We start from the raw sequence: 18,101 nt of genomic DNA, 5'->3' as shown, positions 1-18,101 counted from the left end.
CCCCCGCCCCCGGCTTTTCGCGCCCCGTTGCCCCCGCCCCCGAATCGGTGTATAATGAACAGCGTGTGAATGGAGGCGATCCCGACGGAGAGACAAAACGACTTTTCAAAGGGCAAGGTGTCCCGCAACATCCTCGACCTGGCCCTGCCCATGACCCTGGCCCAGCTCATCAACGTCCTTTACAGTGTGGTGGACCGGATGTACATCGGCCACATCCCCGAGGCGGCGACCCTGGCCCTCACCGGCCTGGGGCTGACCTTCCCCATCATTTCCATCATCACCGCCTTTGCCAACCTCTTCGGGATGGGGGGCGCCCCCCTCTGCTCCATCGCCCGGGGGAAGGGGGACGACGAGCGGGCCGAGACCATCATGGGCAACTCCTTTTTTATGATGGTGGCCACCGGGCTGGTCCTCACCGCCCTCTTTCTGGCCTTCAAGGGGCCGCTGCTGCGGCTCTTCGGGGCCAGCGGGCAGACCTTCCCCTACGCCGACGGCTACCTCACCGTCTACCTCTGCGGCAGCGTCTTTGTGATGGTGGGGCTGGGGATGAACAGCTTCATCAACTCCCAGGGATTTGGCAAGATGGGGATGATGACCGTCCTCCTGGGGGCGGTGACCAACATCCTCCTGGACCCGCTGTTCATCTTTGTCCTCCACATGGGGGTGCAGGGGGCGGCCCTGGCCACGGTGATCTCCCAATTCCTCTCGGCCGCCTGGGTGTTTCGCTTCCTCACCGGCAAAAAGGCCATCTACCGGCTGCAAAAAAAGACCATGAAACTGGACTGGAAGCTGGTGGGGGAGATCGTCTCCCTGGGGATGAGCTCCTTCTGCTTTGCCATCACCAACAGCCTGGTGCAGATCGTCTGCAACATCAACCTGCAGCAGTTCGGGGGCGACCTCTACGTGGGGATCATGACGGTGGCCAACTCGGTGCGCGAGGTGGTGAGCATGCCGATGAACGGGTTGACCAACGGCGCCCAGCCGGTCATCGGCTACAACTACGGCGCCAGGGAGTACCGCCGGGTGCGCAGCGGCATCCGCTTCATGTCGGTGGTCTGCGTGGTCTACACCCTGGCGGCCTGGCTGGTGCTGATGCTCTTTCCCCAGCCGTTCATCCACCTCTTCAGCAGCGACCCCGAGCTGGTGGGCAAGGGGGCCCAGGCCCTGGGGGTCTACTTCTTCGGCTACTTCATGATGGCCTTTCAGATGGCGGGGCAGTCCACCTTTGTGGCTCTGGGCCGCTCCAAACAGGCGGTCTTTTTCTCCCTGCTGCGCAAGGCCATCATCGTGGTGCCCCTGACCGTTCTCCTGCCCCGCATCGGCGGTCTGGGGGTCATCGGGGTCTTTCTGGCCGAGCCGGTCTCCAACTTCGTGGGCGGGTCGGCCTGCTATTTGACCATGCTGGCCACCGTCTGGAAGCCGCTGCGAAAGGCCGAGGAGGCAGAGGCGGTCCCCGCCGGGCGGGCGGGGGAATAGGCGGCGCCCCTATCCCCCTTCTTTCGTATTGACGAGGGGGGCAAAAATGGGGTACACTGTTTTTGCGCGATCAGCGGCGGCCGGCCGGTCCATCTCCGGGGCCGCCGGGCAAATATGGGAAAAGGGAGTGCGATGAAGATGATCAAAGCGACAATTGTCGGCTACGGCAACATCGGCCGGGCCGCCGTCGAGGCGGTGCAGGCCGCCGAGGACTTTCAGTTGGTGGGGCTGGTGCGCAGAGGGGCCAGCCGCCAGGGCCTCTCCGCCGATCTGGCCGGGGTGCCGGTGGCAGCCGACGTGAAGGAGCTGCCCGAAAAGCCCCAGGTGGCCATCCTCTGCACCCCCACCCGGGCGGTGCCCCAGTACGCCAAGGAGTACCTGGCCCAGGGGATCAACACCGTGGACAGCTACGACATCCACACCGGCATCTGGGATCTGGTGGAGGAGCTGACCCCGGTGGCCCAGGCCGGCGGGGCGGCCGCGGTGGTCTCGGCCGGGTGGGACCCGGGCAGCGACTCGGTGGTGCGGGCCCTGCTGCAGGGGCTGGCCCCCAAGGGGATCACCTACACCAACTTCGGCCCCGGCATGAGCATGGGGCACACGGTGGCGGTCAAGGCCATCCCCGGGGTGGAGAACGCCCTGTCCATGACCATCCCCACCGGCACCGGCGTCCACCGGCGGATGGTCTATGTCCAGCTCAAAGAGGGGGCCGACTTCGCGGCGGTGAAGGCCGCCGTCCTGGCAGACCCCTACTTTGTCCACGACGAGACCCACGTCGCCCAGGTGGAGGACGTGAAGGCCCTCATCGACACCGGCCACGGGGTCAACCTGGTGCGCAAAGGGGTCAGCGGCACCACCCACAACCAGAACTTCGAGTTCAATATGTCGATCAACAACCCCGCCCTCACCGCCCAGGTGCTCGTCTGCGCGGCCCGGGCCGCCTGCAAGCGCGCACCGGGGGCCTACACCATGATCGACCTGCCGGTCATCGACCTGCTGCCGGGGGACAGGGGCAGCCTGATCCGCGCCCTGGTCTAGGCCCGGTGCCAAAAACCCGCAAAAATTTGAGAAAACAAGGAAAAAAGCCGCGGATTTTCGTTGACAACCCCAGGGGGAGTCTATATAATAAGTCTGTGGCGGACTAAGGAGTCACTATGCTTTTAAACGTAAAGCGCCTGCTTGCGGAGGAGGGGCTTCGCCTCCCCTTCGACTACACCCTGCAAGTTCCCCAGAGCGAGTTCTACGGCGACGACGACCGGCTGGCCTCCCTCCACATTGTGGGAGAGGCGGTCAACCGCGCCCAGATCGCCGAACTCCACTTTGCGGTGAGCGGCCGGGTGGAGACGGTGTGCGACCGCTGTCTCGATCCCATTTCCCGGGCGTTCGAGTACCGGTACACCCACACCCTCGTCAAGGAGTCGCCCAATGGTCCCGATGAAGACATCATTGTCGACGGTGATGCCGTCCATCTGGACCAGGTCGCCATCACCGACCTCCGGCTGGATTTCCCACTCAAATTTCTGTGCCGGGAGGACTGCAAAGGCCTCTGCCCCCTCTGCGGGGCGAACCTGAACCAGGGTGATTGCGGCTGCGACAAAAGGCAGATCGACCCCCGCCTGGAAGCTTTAAAAGAGCTATTGCAATAGTTTTTTTCCAGAAAGACCAATGTTAAGGAGGTGCTGAACTTGGCAGTACCAAAGAGAAAGTTGTCCAAAGCCAGAAGGGACAAACGCCGCTCCAACGTGTGGAAATTGGAGATGCCCGCGTTTTCCAAATGCCCGCAATGCGGCGAGCTGAAAGCCCCTCACAGAGTGTGCGGCAACTGCGGCTTCTACAAAGGCAAAGAGATCATCAAAAAGGAAGCGTAAGCTTCCTCAGAGATAAAGAGAGGGTGGTCCCTCTCTTTTTTTCGTGGATTGGCCCCGTCCGGCGGGGCATTCTGATAGAGAGGGGCCGCGCGCGTTGGCGGCCCGCTTAGGGAAGGGCGTGAAGAGGCAGAGATGGCAGTGACTGTGACCCGGGTCATCCCCGGCTCCCCGGCCGAGGAGGCGGGGTTTCAGGCGGGCGACCGTCTGCTGAAGGTGAACGGCAACGAGATCGGGGACGTGCTGGACTACCAGTTCTACTCCAGCGAGACCGAGGTGGAGCTGGAGTTTGAGAGCGGGGGAGAGCTGCAGGGCGTCATCGTCGAGAAGGACGAGTACGAGGACCTGGGCCTGGAATTCGAGACCTACTTGATGGACAAGCAGCACTCCTGCACCAACAACTGCATCTTCTGCTTTGTGGACCAGATGCCCCCGGGGATGCGGGAGACCCTCTATTTCAAGGACGACGACGAGCGGCTCTCCTTCCTCTTCGGCAACTACGTCACCCTGACCAACCTCCACCAGCGGGAGATCGACCGCATCAAGCGGATGCACATCAGCCCGGTGAACGTCTCGGTGCACACCACCAACCCCGACCTGCGCCGGGAGATGATGGGCAACCGCTTTGCGGGGGAGAAGCTCGACTACCTGCGCCAACTGGCGCAGGCGGGCATCCGCCTCAACTGCCAGATCGTCCTCTGCCCCGGCTACAACGACGGGGCGGAGCTGGAGCGGACCATGGCCGACCTGGGGGCCCTCTGGCCCAGCGTGTCCAGCGTGTCGGTGGTGCCGGTGGGGCTGACCAAATACCGCCAAGGGCTCTGCCAGCTCACCCCCTTCACCCCGGCGGGGGCGGGGGCGGTGCTGGACCAGATCCATCGCTTCACCGACGCCTTTTTAAAGGAGCACGGCACCCGGCTCATCTACCCGGGGGACGAGTTCTTCATCCTCGCCGGGCGGCCGCTCCCCGACAGCGGCTACTACGGCGACTTCGAGCAGCTGCAAAACGGGGTGGGGATGACCGCCCTGCTGTTGGAGGAGTTTGAGAGCGAGCTGGCCCGTCTGGAAGCCCCGGTGCAGACATCCCCCTGCGACCTGATCACCGGGGTCTGCGCGGCCGACTACATCCGCGGGATGGTGGATGCGCTGGCCCGGCGGGTGCCCGGTCTGCAGGCGCGGGTGCACGTGATCGAAAACGAGTATTTTGGCGGCAACGTGACGGTGGCCGGGCTGGTCACCGCCACCGACATCGAGCGGCAGGCGGGGGGCAAGCTCCTCTCCGACCGGGTGCTGGTGCCCACCTGCATGCTCCGCCACGAGCAGGACAAATTTTTGGACGACGTGTCCAGAGAGGCGCTGGAAGCGCGCCTGGGCGCCAAACTGACCCTGGTGGAAAACGACGGATACGGCTTCATACAGGCCGTGTTGGGAGGGAATGCGCAATGAGCAAACCGGTAGTGGCGGTGGTGGGACGGCCCAATGTGGGCAAATCCACCCTGTTTAACAAATTGATCGGCCAGCGTCTGGCCATTGTGGAGGACACCCCCGGTGTGACCCGGGACCGCATCTTTTACGACTGCAATTGGGGCGGGCGCACCTTCCTGCTGGTGGACACCGGCGGCATCGAGCCCCACTCCGACGACGTCATCCTCTCGCACATCCGCCGGCAGGCCCAACTGGCCATCGACAGCGCCGACGTGATCATCTTCGTGGTCTCCCTGCCCGACGGGGTCACCGCCACCGACATGGAGGTGGCGGCCATGCTCCACAAATCCCGGCGGCCGGTGGTCCTCTGCGTCAACAAGTGCGACAGCGTGGGTGGCCTCCCAGCCGAGTTCTACGAGTTTTACAACCTGGGCATCGGCGAGCCGCTGCCCGTCTCCTCGGTCCACGGCCACGGCACCGGCGACCTGCTGGACGCGGTGGTGGACGAGCTGCCCGGCCAGGCGGAGGAGGACGAGGACGAGGACGCCATCAAGGTGGCGGTCATCGGCAAGCCCAACGCGGGCAAGTCCTCCCTCATCAACAAGGTCCTGGGGGAGGACCGGATGATCGTCTCCGACATCGCCGGCACCACCCGGGACGCGGTGGACTCCCGGGTGGAAAACCGCTACGGCAAGTTCGTCTTCATCGACACGGCGGGCATCCGCCGCAAGAACAAGGTGGACGACTCGGTGGAGCGCTACTCGGTGCTGCGGGCCTTCATGGCGGTGGACCGGGCCGACGTGGCGGTGATGGTCATCGACGCCACCGTGGGCTTTACCGAGCAGGACTCCAAGGTGGCCGGCTACGCCCACGAGCAGGGCAAGGCCTGCGTCATCGCCGTCAACAAGTGGGACGCGGTGGAGAAGGACACCCACACCATGCAGGCCTTTCGCAAACAGCTGCAGGAGGATTTCTCCTTCATGCCCTACGCCCCCATGGTCTTTCTCTCCGCTCTCACCGGGCAGCGGCTGGGCCAGCTCTTTGAAAAGGTGGTCAAGGCCCACCAGAACAACTCCCTGCGCATCACCACCGGGGTGCTCAACGACATCCTCGCCGCCGCCACCGCCCGGGTGCAGCCCCCCACCGACAAGGGCAAGCGGCTGAAGATCTACTACATGACCCAGGCCTCCACCAACCCGCCCCACTTCGTCTGCTTTGTCAACAACAAGGAGCTCTTCCACTTCTCCTACCAGCGCTATCTGGAAAACCAGATCCGCGAGCAGTACGACCTGGAGGGCACCCCCATCCGCCTGTCGGTGCGGCAGCGGGGGGAGTAGCCCCGGGAGAGAGGGAACTCCGGGGCAGAGGCAAGGAAAAAAGAATGGGCCTTCCCCCTAAAAAGGGCCGCATTTTTTCCATCTCTGTGGTACAATGGAAAAAAAGAAGAGGGAGCCCCGGCGGGGAAGGCGGGGCTCTTTTGGGCTGTAAAAACACAGTTGAGAGGGGTTTTGAGATGACGGCGACACAGATTCTCTGGATGGCCGGGGTGGCGCTGGTTTCCTATCTGCTGGGCAGCGTCTCCTGGGCGGTCATCGTGGGTAAGGTCTTTTTGAAGGACGACGTGCGCAAGTACGGCAGCGGCAACGCGGGGATGACCAACGTGCTGCGCACCGCCGGCAAGGGCGCGGCCGCCCTGGTGGCGGTGGGAGACTTTTCCAAGGGGGCGATCTCGGTGCTCCTCGGGCGGCTGGTCTTTCAGTACGCCCTGGGGCTCGACCCCATCTACGGGGCCTATCTGGGGGGCTACTTTGCGGTGCTGGGGCACATCTTTCCCCTCTACTTCCACTTCAAGGGGGGCAAGGGGGTGCTCACCTCGGCGGGGGCGGCGGTCCTCATCGACCCCATCTCGGTGGCCCTGACGGCGGTGGTCTTTGCGGCGGTGACCTTCACCAGCAAGATCGTCTCCCTGGGCTCCATCGTCATGGCCCTGTGCTACCCGGTCATCACCTACTTCGTCTCCCGCGCCCTGGGGCGCGACCCGGTCACCGTCACCATCTGCGCGGTGATCTTTGCGGCCATCATCGTCTTCATGCACCGCTCCAACATCGGGCGGCTGCTGCGGGGCGAGGAGAACCGCTTCGGCAAGAAAAAAGAGAAGGTGCAGAAATAGGGGAGGCCCCCTGCAATACAGCGGGGCGCGTTCGCCCCGGGGAAAGGCGGTTGTACAGATGGCAAAGATCGTGATTTTGGGCGCCGGTGGGTTCGGCATCTCCCTGGCGGTGATGGCCCGCTCCTACGGCAACGAGGTGACCCTCTGGTCCCCCTTCCAGGAGGAGGTGGACCTGCTCACCTACGAGCGGGAGAACAAAAAGCTGCTGCCCGGGGTGGTGCTGGAACCCGACGTGGGGGTGAGCACCGACATCGCCGTGGCCGAGGGGGCGCAGCTGCTCCTCTTTGCCGTACCCAGCCAGGCGGTGCGCTCCACCGCCCAAAAGGTCGCCCCCCACGTGCCGGAGGGGGCGGTGCTGGCCAACGTGGCCAAGGGGCTGGAAAACGGCACCCAACTGCGGCTGACCCAGGTCATCGAGTCCGAGATCGGCGGCCACCAGGTGGTGGCCCTCTCGGGCCCCTCCCACGCCGAGGAGGTGGCCCGCGGGGTGCCCACCACCATCGTTGCCGCCTGCAAGGTCAGGGCCAACGCCGAGTATGTGCAGACGGTGCTGATGAACCCCAACCTGCGCATCTACCTCAACGACGACGTGGTGGGGGTCGAGCTGGGCGGTGCACTGAAAAACGTCATCGCCCTGGCCGCCGGCATCAGCGACGGTCTCAAGCTGGGGGACAACGCCAAGGCGGCCCTCATGACCCGCGGCCTGTCCGAGATCGCCCGGCTGGGGGTGGCCATGGGCGGGCGCAGCGAGACCTTCGCCGGCCTCACCGGGGTGGGGGACCTGATCGTCACCTGCACCAGCATGCACTCGCGCAACCGCCGCTGCGGCCTCCTCATCGGCCAGGGGATGGCGGCCACCGACGCCCTCAAGCAGATCGGGATGACCGTCGAGGGCTACACCGCCACCCTGGTGGCCCGGGAGTTGAGCTTACAGGCCGGGGTGGAGATGCCGATCGTCGAGCAGATGTTCCAGGTGCTCTATAACGGCCTCGACTGCCGCCAGGGGATCAAAAACCTCATGAGCCGGCCCCGCAAGCACGAGAGCGAGCAGGTCTGGTTCGGGGAGTAGGGGACACCCGCAAAAAAAGGGGGAGGGCCGCCGCCGGCAAATACGCCGGCAGCGGCCCTCTTTTTTTCTTTCATCTTCCCCTTTTCCCTTGCCCTTTCCCTCGCCTCCCTCGGCCGCAAAAGGGGGGGCGAGGGGGGCAGCGGCAGGGGAGATCGAGACGACAAAAAAGGCCAAACCGAAATCGGTCTGGCCTTTGCCGTCTGCCCAGGTTAGATTGCGCGGGTCACTTTGCCGGAACGCAAGCAACGGGTGCAGGCGTTTACGCGACAAGGAGTGCCGTTGACAACCGCCTTCACGCGTTTGACATTGGGTTTCCAAGCTTTGTTGGAACGCCGGTGCGAGTGAGAGACCTTGATGCCGAAGGTCACGCCTTTGCCACAGATATCGCATTTTGCCATCTATCTGCACCTCCCTACAATAAGAACATTCTAGAAGTCAACGAATGTATTTTAACAGAATCTACATCCAAAAGCAAGCCCCAATTTCAAAAAACGCCGGGGGCCGCTATTGTTTTTTGGGCGGCAAACCGATATAATAGACAGCATCGGGCCAGGTGCGCCCCCGCGGGACGGGGCCGCGTGCCCGGCAATTTGAAAGATCGGAAAGGGGAACACCCACCTCATGCAACAACTTCTCGTGACGGTCATCGTCCGGGTCATCGCCCTCTTCACCGTCATCCCGGTGCACGAGTTCGGCCATGCCCTGGTCTCCTATAAGCTGGGGGACCCCACGGCCAAGAACCAGGGCCGCCTCACCCTCAACCCCATCGCCCACCTGGACCCCCTGGGCAGCCTCTGCATGCTGCTCACCGGCATCGGCTGGGGCAAGACCCCCATCAACCCCTACTTCTACCGCAACCAGAAAAAGGGGCTGGCCCTCACCGCCCTGGCGGGGCCGATGGCCAACGTCCTGCTGGCCCTGGTGCTCATCGCCCTGGTAAAGGTGATGAGCCTTGTCGCCCTGATGGTGCCCGCCCTGCTGGGCTCGGCCTTCTACCTCTTCCTCATCCAGATGCTGGGGCTCATCGCCCAGATCAACATCTCCATCGCCGTCATCAACCTGTTGCCGGTGCCCCCCTTCGATGGGTTTCGCATCCTGGCCTTTTTCGTGCCCGCCCACGTCACCTACAAGCTGCAGGAGTACCAGACCTACATCTCCCTGGCGGTGCTGATGCTGTTGCTGCTGGGCTTTTTGGACTGGCCCATCCAGTTCCTCACCGGCTTCATCTACAAGGGGCTGGGCTTCCTCACCGGCTTTATCGACCTGATCGCCCGGGCCATCGTCTGACGCGACCGACCATTTTGAGAGAGGAGGGGGACAGCGGGTGGCCGAAGTCAACTTTACCCTGCCGCAATTCGAGGGGCCGCTGGAGCTGCTCCTCCACCTGATTTCCAAGCACAAGTTGGATCTCTACGACATCAACATCGCCGAGCTGGTCAACCAGTACACCGCCTATATGGAGCGGGCCGAGCAGCTGGACATGGAGCTCACCGGCGACTTTTTGGAGATGGCCTCCCGCCTGGTCTACATGAAGACGGTCCTCCTCCTCCCCCGCCACGAGGAGGAGCGGGAGCAGCTCAAGGCCGAGTTGCAGGGCCAGCTCATCGAGTACCAGATCTGCCGGCAGATCGCCGGGGAGCTGCGGGGGCAGTACGACCCCCTGGCCCACTTTGTGCGCAACCAGCTGCCCGCCCCCAAAGACCTGCTCTACACCCGTCGCCACCAGCCCGAAGAGCTGCTCTCGGCCCTGGCGGCCCTGCGGGGGAAGATCCTGCGCAAGCAGGCGCCCCCCAAGTCCAGCTTTTCGGGGATCGTGGCCAAGCGGGTGGTCTCGGTCTCCTCCCGCATCGTCTTTGTGCTGCGGCGGCTGACCAAGTCGGCGGGGCTGCGGCTGCAGACCCTCTTTGGCCGCCAGTACGAAAAGACCGAGAACGTGGCCACCTTTCTGGCGGTGCTGGAACTCATCAAGGGCGGCCGCATCGCCCTGGACGACGAGAGCGGCGCCATCACCCTGAGGGGAAAGAAGAGATAGGGAGGGGAGACCCCAATGGACATCAACCACGCCAAGGGGGCGGTGGAGGCGGTCTTGTTCGCCTACGCCGAGCCCCTCAGCCCCAAAAAGCTCTCCGAAATTTTGGAGATCGAGGTTTCCACCGTCAAAAACGTGTGCAAACTCATACAGGACGACTGCGAGCGGCCCGGCAGCGGGCTGGCCCTCCTTCAACTGGGAGAGGGCTACCAGCTGGCCACCAAGAAGGCCTATTCCGAGGAGGTCAAGCGCGCCCTGGACGTCAAGCGCAACACCCCCCTCTCCCAGGCGGCCTTCGAGGTGCTGGCCATCATCGCCTACAACCAGCCGGTGACCCGCTCCTTCATTGAACAGGTGCGGGGGATCGACAGCTCCTCCACCGTGGTCAACCTGGTGGAGAAGGGACTGGTGGCCGAACAGGGGCGGCTGGACCTGCCCGGCCGGCCCATGGCCTACAAGACCACCGACAACTTTCTGCGCTGTTTCGGCCTGCGCTCCCTGGAGGACCTGCCCCAGGTGGAGCGGTTTGCCGAACTGGCCGCCGAGGAGTCGGCGGAAGGACCGGAGGAAACGGAGGAGCCGGCCGAGAGCTGACGCGCTGCCCCCGCAAGGGGGACAAACATCACCCGGGCGGGGTGCGGTGACCGGCCGTTGCGGCCGCCGCCCGCGGAGAAGGGGAGAGGAGGGAACGTGCCATGGTGTGGGTGTGGATCGGGCGGATCCTCCTGGGCCTTCTCCTGCTGTTGGCGGTTTTGCTGCTCATCCCCTTAAAAATCCAGGTGGAGATCGGCCTGGAGGAGCAGCGGGCCACCCTCCGCTACCTCTTTTTGCGCTTCCCCGTCTACCCCTTCAAGGATGCCGAGGAGGCCGAACAGGCCGAGGCGGACGAGGTGCGGGCCGCCGAGGGAAAAGGCAAGAAGAAGGGGAAGGGCGGAAAGAAGACCCCCCTCTCCCAGCAGCTTGGGCTGGTGATGGACATCCTCCGCTCCACCCTTTCGGGGCTGCGGTTTTTGACCCGGCACATCCACCTGCGCCACTTTGACCTGCGGCTGCGGGTGGGGGACGACGAGCCTCACGAGACGGCCGTCCTCTACGGCCAGGTGGGGGGGATCGTCCACGCCTGCCTGGGGCTGGTGGCCAACACCTTTGACTGCCGGTTTGACCGGGTGCAGGTGGAGCCCAACTTCTCCGAGCCGGAATTTTTTTTGGATTTGTCCTTCCAAATTGGGGCGCTACCGATTATACTATTGATAACGGCGGGAATAGTCGCCGTCAAATTGCTCCAAAATAGAGGTGTCAAGGCCCCGGACAAGCCGGGCGCAAAGGAAGATAAAGGCGGTGCACACAAATGAGCGAACATCCCATTCAAGGCCTCATTGATACGGCGATGAACAAAATCAAAGAGATGATCGACGGCAACACCATCATCGGCGAGCCCATCCCGGTGGGGGAGAGCGGGGTCATCATCCCGGTCTCCAAGGTCTCCCTCGGCTTTGCCTCGGGGGGGAGCGACTTCCCCACCAAGACCCCCAAGCAGGTCTTCGGCGGGGCCAGCGGGGCGGGCCTCTCGGTCTCCCCGGTGGGCTTTTTGGTGGTCAACGGCGACGACGTGCGGCTGTTGGAGTTCACCAAGAAGTCGGACACCACCGCCGACCGGCTGGTGAACATGGTCCCCGGCGTGGTGGACCGGGTCTCGGGCATCGTCTCCAAGGCCGCCGCCAAGAAAGAGGGCGGCAAGGGCGGGCCGCAGCCGGAAAAGGGCGCCCCCGACCCCACCCCCATGGAGGGGGAGCTGCGCTTCCCCGAGTTTTGAGCGGCGGCGCACCCATAAAAGAGAGCAAAAAGGGACAGGCCATTGGGCCTGTCCCTTTTTTTGCCGTCCGGCTGGAGCTAGCGGTCTCCCTCGCCGTTGAGGGGATCGCGGGGGCACTTTTCCTCCCCCTCCAGCTCGGGCATCCGGTCTTTGGCCAGGGGGACGTCGGAGAGCTCGCTGTAAGACTGGACCGCGGCCCCGGTGATGGGGGGCGTGGGGGTCAGCCCGGTGGTCTCGGTGCTGGAGGCCACCCCCAGCATGTCGAAATAGAGCGCCTCGTCGTCCTCCGGGTCGACCGGCCACTGGTTTTGGCGCGGATCGTTCACGGTTGATTCCTCCCTCTTTCAAAAGTAAAAAGCGGATCATGGGTGCAGAGATAGTCTTCCCGCAAATCGGCCCCGAGTTGCGCCCGGCGGCAAAAATTTGAAATGGCGGCCGGGCAGTCATGGCGGGACGGCCCTCCGCATAGGATTTTTTGAATGGGCAGGTGGTTTTTTTGAAGAGAAGAGAGATAGCGGCAAAACTGGACAGACGGCCCCGGAGGGGGGCGAGCTGGGAGCGGGCCTGGGACCGCCAGGCCGCCCGCCGGGGGGTGGCCCTGCTGTTGGCGGGGCTCCTCCTCTTCTCCTTTGGGGGAGAGGCGAGGGGGGCCGAAGGGGAAAAGGGGGCGGGGGACCCGGTCCTCCCCAAGGTGGAGGCCGACGCCTACATCCTCATGAGCGCCGACACCGGCGAGGTGTTTGCGGGCAAGGACATCCACGCCCAGCTCCCCATGGCCAGCACCACCAAAATCATGACCGGGCTGCTGGCGGCCGAGAGCGGGCCGCTGGATCAGCTCTACACCGTCTCAGCCGAGGACGTGAACACCGAGGGGAGCATGCTGGGCCTCAAGGCGGGGGACCAGCTGACCCTGCGGGACCTGATGACCGGGATGCTCCTCAAATCGGGCAACGACGCGGCGGCCTGCGTGGCCTCGGTGGTGGCGGGGGACCAGTTTGTGGAGCGGATGAACGAGAAGGCCGCCCAGTTGGGGATGGCGGACACCCACTTTACGAACCCCTCGGGGCTGCCGGACGACGCGCACTACTCCAGCGCCTACGACATGGCCATCCTGGCGCGGGCGGCCCTGCAAAACCCCGACTTTGCCGCCATCTGCGGGAGCTCGGAGGCGGCCATCGCCGTCAGCGGCACCCGCTGGCACCTGCGCAACTCCAACCGCCTCCTGCGGGAGATGGAGGGGGCGGTGGGGATGAAGACCGGCTTCACCAAAAAGGCTGGCCGCTGCCTGGTCTCGGCCGCCACCCGGGACGGGGCGACCCTCATCTGCGTCACCCTGCACTGCTACGACGACTGGCGGGTGCACAAGGACTTGATGGATTACGGCTTCGGCACCGGCGACCGGCAGCCCACCGACCCCACCTACGTGGCCACCCTGGACGTGGTCGGGGGGACGGCGGAGACGGTGTCGGTGCGGGTGGAGAGCGACCTGGAAGAGCTCCTCCTGAAGGACGGCAGCGCCCTGAAAAAGACGGTCAACCTGCCCCCCTTCCTCTACGCCCCGGTGGCGGAGGGCCAGGTGGTGGGGGAGATCCTCTACACCGCGGGGGAGGGGGAGGCCCTGCGGGTGGAGATCGTCGCCTCCCAGGGGGTGGCGGCCAAGGAGACCCCCAAAAAGGGCTTTTGGCAGTGGCTGCTGGGCCTCTTTCAAAAAAAGGACCGGTGAGAGTTTCCCGTTTTCCGCTCGAAAATATGCTGTCAGCATAAGATATGCGGGGCTGTTTTGTGCTAAAGTATGTCGCAAAAGAACAGCTTAGAGGGGGAGACGGAAGATGAAGTGCGAGAATTGCGGTGCAGAGATGGGCGAGGCCACCGTCTGCAAGTTCTGCGGCCATACCGCGCCGCAGAAGGAAGCGGTGCAGAACGTGACCATCAACTACTACGGGACGGCACCGGGGGCGGAAGCGGTCCCGCCTCTGGTCGCGCCGGTGGTCGCTCCAGTGGTGCAGCCCATCTACCAGCCGGTGGTGCAGCAGGTGAGCGACAAAAGCAAGGTGGTGGCCATCGTCATCTGGCTGATTTTTGGCCTCTTTGGGGGGCACCAGTTCTACGCCGGCAAGATGAAGATGGGGCTGGTCTACTTCTTCACCGTCGGGCTTTTCAGCATCGGCTGGCTGGTGGACGGCATCAGCCTTTTCACCGGCACCTTTAAAGACCAACACGGCTATCCCATCAAAAATTGAGCAGGTGGCAGGGGGACGTCCCCGCGGGGAGAGAGCCCCCTCCCAGGCGGCTGGGGGGAGCCTCCAAAGGGCGTTTGCTATCGGCTGCCGGCATTTCTCTGTCAAAAAAGGGGGGAGGGCGTTTTTCGCCCTCCCCCCTCTGTTGTTTGGGCGGCTGCCCCCCGCCACTACCGGGGGCAAACGGCTCTGGCGGAAGGCTTCCTGAATGGAGAGGAAGGCGCAGAGAGAAAGCCCATCTCTGAACAGAGGCGGCGCGGACCGGCATTCTCGGTTGCCGGTTTGCCGGCGGCCGCGCACCCGGCGCAACCATCTCCTGGGCCGCGCGTCCGGTGCAACCATCCCCTGGGCCGCGCGCTCGGTGCAACCGTCCCCTGGGCCGCGCGCTCGGTGCAACCGTCCCCTGGGCCGCGCGCTCGGTGCAACCGTCCCCTGGGCCGCGCGTCCGGCGCAACCGTCCCCTGGGCCGCGCGTCCGGCGCAACCGTCCTCTGGGCCGCGCGCCCGGCGCAATCATCCCCTGGGCCGCGTGCCCGGTGCAACCGTCTCTTGAGCCGTGCGCCGGTGCGACTCCCTTTTGGGGCCGATGTCGCCCACCTGTTTTGCCGGCGGTTTTGGCTGTGGGTGAAATGGGCCCGCGGGGTGCAAAACCGGGCGTTTTGTGCTATCATAGACCCTGAAAAAGGACAGAGGGGGAGATGTGTGTGAAGTGTGACAACTGCGGCGCGGAGATCGGGCTGGATGGGGTCTGCAAATTTTGCGGCACGGTGCTGCCCCCGCGGGAGCCGGTCGCGCCCCCGCCGGTGGCGCCTGGCTGGGGGACGCCACCGCCCAGGCCGGTGTTTTCGATCCCGCAGCCCCGCGTGCCGGTGCAGCAGCCGGTGCAGGCGGCAAGCCCCAAAAGCAGGTGGGTGGCCATCCTTCTCTGGCTGCTGCTGGGCTACCTGGGGGCGCACCAGTTTTACGCCGGCAAGGTGGGGATGGGGATCCTCTACCTGTTCACCTTCGGTCTGTGCGGCATCGGCTGGGTCATCGACGGGGTCAGCCTTTTCGCCGGCAGCTTTCGGGACCGGTACGGCCTTCCCATCCGGGTGTAGGCGGCCAAAGGGGAGCGGGGGCTCGGGACGGCAAGTCCCCGGCGCCCGCTCTTTTTTGTGCCGGCAAAGGGGGGAGACAGCGGAAAAGGGGGATCTGGGCGCAGACATTTTACAAAAGGGCGTGGTGCTGCGGCCAAAAACATGGTAAAATACAAATGTATGGCCAAAGGAGGATATTATGCCTAGAGATACACGACTGCAAAAAGCCATGTCCCAGTGGGGCGTCTGCTCCCGGCGCAAGGCCGAGGAGTACATTCAGCGCGGCCGGGTGAAGGTCAACGGCCACCCCGCCCGCCTGGGGGACAAGATCGACCCCCGCAAAGACCTGGTCACCCTGGACGGGGAGCGGGTGAACGGCGCCCCCAAAGCCGAGTACCAGTACCTGATGCTGCACAAGCCCCGGGGCTATGTCACCACCCTGCAGGACGAGCAGGGCCGCCGCTGCGTGGCCGATTTGATGGCCGGGGTGGGGGAGCGGGTCTACCCCATCGGCCGGCTGGACAAAAACTCCGAGGGGCTGCTGCTCTTCACCAGCGACGGCGCCTTCGCCAACCTGATGATGCACCCCAGCAAAAAGGTCTCCAAGACCTACCGGGTCACCGTCCGCCCCGACGCGTCCGACGAGCAGATCGTCGCCATGAGCGACGGCGTCTACATCGACGGGCGCAAGACCGCCCCCGCCACCATCCGGGTGCTGGACAAGCAGCCCGGCCGCTGTGTGCTGGAGTTCGTCATCCGCGAGGGGCGCAACCGCCAGATCCGCAAGATGTGCGAGGAGGTGGGGCTGGAGGTCGCCCGCCTCAAGCGCACCGCCTTCGGCCCCCTCAAGCTGGGGATGCTCAAGCCCGGCACCTACCGCCCCCTCACCAAACAGGAGGTGGCGGCCCTGCGGGGGGCGGCCGGCCTGAGCGGCCCGGGGGAGAAAAAGTGATCCGCATCCAGCGGACGGGGGAGCGCTTTGTCGCCGCCGAAGGGGGGCGGACACTCGCTTCCTGCGATTTTTCCCTGCGGGGGAACACCGTCTTGCTGGGGGCCCCCGCCTATGCCGAACTGCCGGTGGCCGACGGGGTCTTTCGCGCCTGCCTGGACTACTTCGAGCGCCGGGGCTACCTGGACTACGGCCCCGCCGACGAGGCGGCGGCGGCCGCCTTTGCCGCCCTGGGCTACACCGTCTGCCGGGTGGGGGAGACCGGGGGCATTGCCGCCTTCTTCGAGACCTGCAAAAACTGTAAAAACTGACGGGCGGCACCTTGTTATTTTTTCGGCAATGCTGTATACTGTATTTGATTTTGCTATTCACTGCTACTTGACATAAAAAGAAATGGAGGAACAACGATGAGTCCAAAAAGCAGACTGGAAATTCTCTCAGAGCAAAGCGGCAAATTGGACAGGGAGTCGGTGGCCTATGCGCGGCTGGACCGGCTCTTTGACGAGGGCAGCTTTGTCGAGCTGGACGCCTTTGCCAAGGCGGGCTGTGAGAGCGCGGGCGTGGTCACCGGGTACGGCATGGTAAACGGCGGCTCGGTCTTCGCCTTCTCGCAGGACAGCTCGGTCGCGGGCGGCGCCGTCTCGGCCGCCACCGGCGCCAAGATCGCCAAGGTGTATGAGATGGCCGCCAAGGTGGGGGTGCCCGTGGTGGGCATCTACGACTCCAAGGGCGCCTGCATCGCCGAGAACAGCGAGGTGCTCGCCGCCTACGGGGAGATGCTGCAGCGCTCGGCCGCCCTCTCGGGCGTGGTCCCCCAGATCGCGGTCATCGCCGGGGTCTGCGCCGGCACCTCCGCCCTGATGGCCGCCAACGCCGACCTGGTCATCATGGCCAAAGACGCCGAGTTTTTCCTGACTGCTCCCTTTGTCTCCAGCGCCGCCGGCGACAAGGTCGAGGGCGCCGGCAAGGCCGAGGCCGCCGTGCGCAGCGGGGTGGTGCAGCTGGTGGCCGAGGACGACATGGCCGCCGTCGAGGAGGCCAAGAAGATCGTCTCCATGCTGCCCCTCAACAACCTCTCCGAGGCCCCCTACTGCGAGTACGACGAGCCCGCTGCCGCTGAGAAGCTGCGGGCCGCCTGTGAGGACCTGTCCTCCTACGACGCCAAAGAGGTCATCGAGAGCATCTTTGACGAGGGGAACGTCACCTTCTTGGAGAACGCCCCCAACGCCGTGACCGCCCTGGCCACCCTGGCCGGACAGGCCGTGGGCGTGGTGGCCACCGTGGGCGGCGACCAGCGGCTGTGCAAGGGCGCCAGCGCCCGCATCGCCCGTTTTGTCTCCATCTGCGACAGCTTCGCCATCCCGGTCATCACCCTGCTCAACTGCAAGGGCTTTAAAGAGAGCTCCTCCGACGAGCTGGCCGGCGGCATCCGCGACGCGGCCCGCCTGGCCCACGTCTACGCCGAGGCCACCTGCCCGAAGATCGCCGTCATCACCGGCGAGGCCTACGGCGCCGCCTATGTGGCCCTGGCCGGCAAAAACGCCTCCGCCGATCTGACCGTCGCCTGGCCCTCCGCCGTCATCTCCACCCTGGCCCCCGAGGCCGCGGTGAACATCCTCTGCGGCGAGGAAATCAAGGCGGCCGCCGACCCGGTGGCCGAGCGGGTCGCCAGAGTGCAGGCCTACATCGACACCACCGCCTCCGCCTTTGAGGCGGCGGCAAAGGGTCACGTGGACTGCGTGATCGACCCGGCCGAGACCCGCGCCACCCTGATCCGCGCCGCCGAGATGCTGGCGGGCAAGCGGGTCGCCAAACTGCCCAAAAAACATGGCAACATGCCGCTGTAACAACATAGAGGAGGAGTATCACCATGAAAAGATTTAACATAACTGTCAACGGCACCGCTTACGACGTGGCTGTGGAAGAGCTGGCCGCCGGCGCCGCCCCCGTGGCGGCCCCCGCTCCGGCCCCTGCCGCTGCCCCTGCTCCGGCC

At 64.8% G+C, this 18,101-nt stretch carries 21 protein-coding genes and 2 pseudogenes; 21 read left to right on the top strand and 2 right to left on the bottom strand.

Annotation, left to right across the window (positions count from 1 at the left end; translation table 11 throughout):
- Positions 1-69: 69 nt before the first annotated feature.
- The 9 genes and pseudogenes from GT748_RS01240 (at position 70) to GT748_RS01205 (ending at position 8,005) form a co-directional block, all read left to right on the top strand.
- Positions 70-1,476, top strand: coding sequence for an MATE family efflux transporter (locus tag GT748_RS01240; RefSeq protein WP_021660927.1), 1,407 nt, complete (start codon positions 70-72; stop codon positions 1,474-1,476).
- Between the two features lie 138 nt (positions 1,477-1,614).
- Positions 1,615-2,514 (top strand): diaminopimelate dehydrogenase, encoded by a 900-nt coding sequence (locus tag GT748_RS01235; protein ID WP_279286020.1) that lies wholly within the window; start codon positions 1,615-1,617, stop codon positions 2,512-2,514.
- Positions 2,515-2,630: 116 nt separating this feature from the next.
- On the top strand, positions 2,631-3,122 hold the full coding sequence (locus GT748_RS01230) for a YceD family protein (protein ID WP_021660929.1): 492 nt from the start codon (positions 2,631-2,633) through the stop codon (positions 3,120-3,122).
- 39 nt (positions 3,123-3,161) lie between these two features.
- Positions 3,162-3,344 carry a 50S ribosomal protein L32 gene (gene rpmF / locus GT748_RS01225; RefSeq protein ID WP_021660930.1) on the top strand — a complete coding sequence of 61 codons (183 nt, stop codon included), beginning with the start codon at positions 3,162-3,164 and terminating at the stop codon, positions 3,342-3,344.
- Between the two features lie 120 nt (positions 3,345-3,464).
- Positions 3,465-3,620: pseudogene (locus tag GT748_RS15645) on the top strand (PDZ domain-containing protein); the annotation flags it as partial.
- Entirely contained in the window at positions 3,618-4,787 is a 1,170-nt protein-coding gene (locus GT748_RS01220) for a DUF512 domain-containing protein (protein ID WP_353590660.1), read from the top strand. The pseudogene GT748_RS15645 and the gene GT748_RS01220, both read left to right, overlap by 3 nt.
- Positions 4,784-6,103 carry a ribosome biogenesis GTPase Der gene (gene der, locus GT748_RS01215; RefSeq protein ID WP_021660932.1) on the top strand — a complete coding sequence of 440 codons (1,320 nt, stop codon included), beginning with the start codon at positions 4,784-4,786 and terminating at the stop codon, positions 6,101-6,103. The genes GT748_RS01220 and der overlap by 4 nt, the downstream gene beginning before the upstream one ends.
- A 176-nt stretch (positions 6,104-6,279) precedes the next feature.
- Positions 6,280-6,936 (top strand): glycerol-3-phosphate 1-O-acyltransferase PlsY, encoded by a 657-nt coding sequence (gene plsY, locus GT748_RS01210; RefSeq protein WP_021660933.1) that lies wholly within the window; start codon positions 6,280-6,282, stop codon positions 6,934-6,936.
- Positions 6,937-6,994: 58 nt separating this feature from the next.
- Positions 6,995-8,005 (top strand): NAD(P)H-dependent glycerol-3-phosphate dehydrogenase, encoded by a 1,011-nt coding sequence (locus GT748_RS01205; RefSeq protein ID WP_021660934.1) that lies wholly within the window; start codon positions 6,995-6,997, stop codon positions 8,003-8,005.
- Positions 8,006-8,214: 209 nt separating this feature from the next.
- On the opposite strand, the gene rpmB is transcribed toward GT748_RS01205, so the two are convergent.
- A complete protein-coding gene (gene rpmB / locus GT748_RS01200) occupies positions 8,215-8,403 on the bottom strand; it encodes a 50S ribosomal protein L28 (RefSeq protein WP_021660935.1) in 189 nt (62 codons plus the stop codon).
- A gap of 223 nt (positions 8,404-8,626) precedes the next feature.
- Here rpmB and GT748_RS01195 point away from each other — a divergent pair, with 223 nt between their 5' ends.
- From GT748_RS01195 to ytfJ, 5 genes are all read left to right on the top strand, one after another.
- Positions 8,627-9,292 carry a site-2 protease family protein gene (locus GT748_RS01195; RefSeq protein WP_021660937.1) on the top strand — a complete coding sequence of 222 codons (666 nt, stop codon included), beginning with the start codon at positions 8,627-8,629 and terminating at the stop codon, positions 9,290-9,292.
- 37 nt (positions 9,293-9,329) lie between these two features.
- Positions 9,330-10,037 carry a segregation and condensation protein A gene (locus GT748_RS01190; protein WP_021660938.1) on the top strand — a complete coding sequence of 236 codons (708 nt, stop codon included), beginning with the start codon at positions 9,330-9,332 and terminating at the stop codon, positions 10,035-10,037.
- Positions 10,038-10,052: 15 nt separating this feature from the next.
- Positions 10,053-10,628 (top strand): SMC-Scp complex subunit ScpB, encoded by a 576-nt coding sequence (scpB, locus tag GT748_RS01185; protein ID WP_021660939.1) that lies wholly within the window; start codon positions 10,053-10,055, stop codon positions 10,626-10,628.
- A gap of 101 nt (positions 10,629-10,729) precedes the next feature.
- Complete coding sequence (locus tag GT748_RS01180) at positions 10,730-11,386, top strand: DUF2953 domain-containing protein (RefSeq protein ID WP_021660940.1); 657 nt, start codon at positions 10,730-10,732, stop codon at positions 11,384-11,386.
- Positions 11,383-11,847, top strand: a complete 465-nt coding sequence (gene ytfJ, locus GT748_RS01175) for a GerW family sporulation protein (RefSeq protein WP_021660941.1) — start codon at positions 11,383-11,385, stop codon at positions 11,845-11,847. Before GT748_RS01180 ends, ytfJ begins: the two co-directional genes overlap by 4 nt.
- A 77-nt stretch (positions 11,848-11,924) precedes the next feature.
- Here the strand turns inward: ytfJ and GT748_RS01170 are convergent, their stop codons facing one another.
- On the bottom strand, positions 11,925-12,173 hold the full coding sequence (locus GT748_RS01170) for a hypothetical protein (RefSeq protein WP_021660942.1): 249 nt from the start codon (positions 12,171-12,173) through the stop codon (positions 11,925-11,927).
- 170 nt (positions 12,174-12,343) lie between these two features.
- On the opposite strand from GT748_RS01170, the gene GT748_RS01165 reads away from it, so the two are divergent.
- The 7 genes and pseudogenes from GT748_RS01165 to GT748_RS15320 all read left to right on the top strand — a co-directional run.
- Positions 12,344-13,570, top strand: a complete 1,227-nt coding sequence (locus GT748_RS01165; RefSeq protein WP_073260929.1) for a D-alanyl-D-alanine carboxypeptidase family protein — start codon at positions 12,344-12,346, stop codon at positions 13,568-13,570.
- A 106-nt stretch (positions 13,571-13,676) separates the two neighbouring features.
- Complete coding sequence (locus GT748_RS01160; protein WP_021660944.1) at positions 13,677-14,087, top strand: TM2 domain-containing protein; 411 nt, start codon at positions 13,677-13,679, stop codon at positions 14,085-14,087.
- Positions 14,088-14,787: 700 nt separating this feature from the next.
- Entirely contained in the window at positions 14,788-15,180 is a 393-nt protein-coding gene (locus GT748_RS01155) for a TM2 domain-containing protein (RefSeq protein WP_244273521.1), read from the top strand.
- A gap of 178 nt (positions 15,181-15,358) precedes the next feature.
- Entirely contained in the window at positions 15,359-16,111 is a 753-nt protein-coding gene (locus tag GT748_RS01150) for a pseudouridine synthase (RefSeq protein WP_044993318.1), read from the top strand.
- Positions 16,108-16,419, top strand: a complete 312-nt coding sequence (locus tag GT748_RS01145) for a hypothetical protein (RefSeq protein ID WP_021661104.1) — start codon at positions 16,108-16,110, stop codon at positions 16,417-16,419. Before GT748_RS01150 ends, GT748_RS01145 begins: the two co-directional genes overlap by 4 nt.
- A 96-nt stretch (positions 16,420-16,515) precedes the next feature.
- Entirely contained in the window at positions 16,516-17,955 is a 1,440-nt protein-coding gene (locus GT748_RS01140) for an acyl-CoA carboxylase subunit beta (RefSeq protein ID WP_021661105.1), read from the top strand.
- Between the two features lie 23 nt (positions 17,956-17,978).
- Positions 17,979-18,101, top strand: a pseudogene (locus GT748_RS15320) (acetyl-CoA carboxylase biotin carboxyl carrier protein subunit); the annotation flags it as partial.

Origin of the sequence: Bittarella massiliensis (ex Durand et al. 2017), from assembly GCF_009876955.1 — a bacterium.
GTDB classification, from domain to species: domain Bacteria; phylum Bacillota; class Clostridia; order Oscillospirales; family Ruminococcaceae; genus Bittarella; species Bittarella massiliensis.
This window is presented reverse-complemented; position numbering and strand designations above follow the sequence as displayed.

Bases quoted from the DNA above. Each gene is read 5' to 3' on its own strand.
- GT748_RS01240 (WP_021660927.1), top strand. From the start codon at position 70: ATGGAGGCGATCCCGACGGAGAGACAAAACGACTTTTCAAAGGGCAAG.
- GT748_RS01235 (WP_279286020.1), top strand. From the start codon at position 1,615: ATGATCAAAGCGACAATTGTCGGCTACGGCAACATCGGCCGGGCCGCC.
- GT748_RS01230 (WP_021660929.1), top strand. From the start codon at position 2,631: ATGCTTTTAAACGTAAAGCGCCTGCTTGCGGAGGAGGGGCTTCGCCTC.
- der (WP_021660932.1), top strand. From the start codon at position 4,784: ATGAGCAAACCGGTAGTGGCGGTGGTGGGACGGCCCAATGTGGGCAAA.
- plsY (WP_021660933.1), top strand. From the start codon at position 6,280: ATGACGGCGACACAGATTCTCTGGATGGCCGGGGTGGCGCTGGTTTCC.
- GT748_RS01205 (WP_021660934.1), top strand. From the start codon at position 6,995: ATGGCAAAGATCGTGATTTTGGGCGCCGGTGGGTTCGGCATCTCCCTG.
- rpmB (WP_021660935.1), bottom strand. From the start codon at position 8,403: ATGGCAAAATGCGATATCTGTGGCAAAGGCGTGACCTTCGGCATCAAG.
- GT748_RS01195 (WP_021660937.1), top strand. From the start codon at position 8,627: ATGCAACAACTTCTCGTGACGGTCATCGTCCGGGTCATCGCCCTCTTC.
- scpB (WP_021660939.1), top strand. From the start codon at position 10,053: ATGGACATCAACCACGCCAAGGGGGCGGTGGAGGCGGTCTTGTTCGCC.
- GT748_RS01180 (WP_021660940.1), top strand. From the start codon at position 10,730: ATGGTGTGGGTGTGGATCGGGCGGATCCTCCTGGGCCTTCTCCTGCTG.
- ytfJ (WP_021660941.1), top strand. From the start codon at position 11,383: ATGAGCGAACATCCCATTCAAGGCCTCATTGATACGGCGATGAACAAA.
- GT748_RS01160 (WP_021660944.1), top strand. From the start codon at position 13,677: ATGAAGTGCGAGAATTGCGGTGCAGAGATGGGCGAGGCCACCGTCTGC.
- GT748_RS01150 (WP_044993318.1), top strand. From the start codon at position 15,359: ATGCCTAGAGATACACGACTGCAAAAAGCCATGTCCCAGTGGGGCGTC.
- GT748_RS01140 (WP_021661105.1), top strand. From the start codon at position 16,516: ATGAGTCCAAAAAGCAGACTGGAAATTCTCTCAGAGCAAAGCGGCAAA.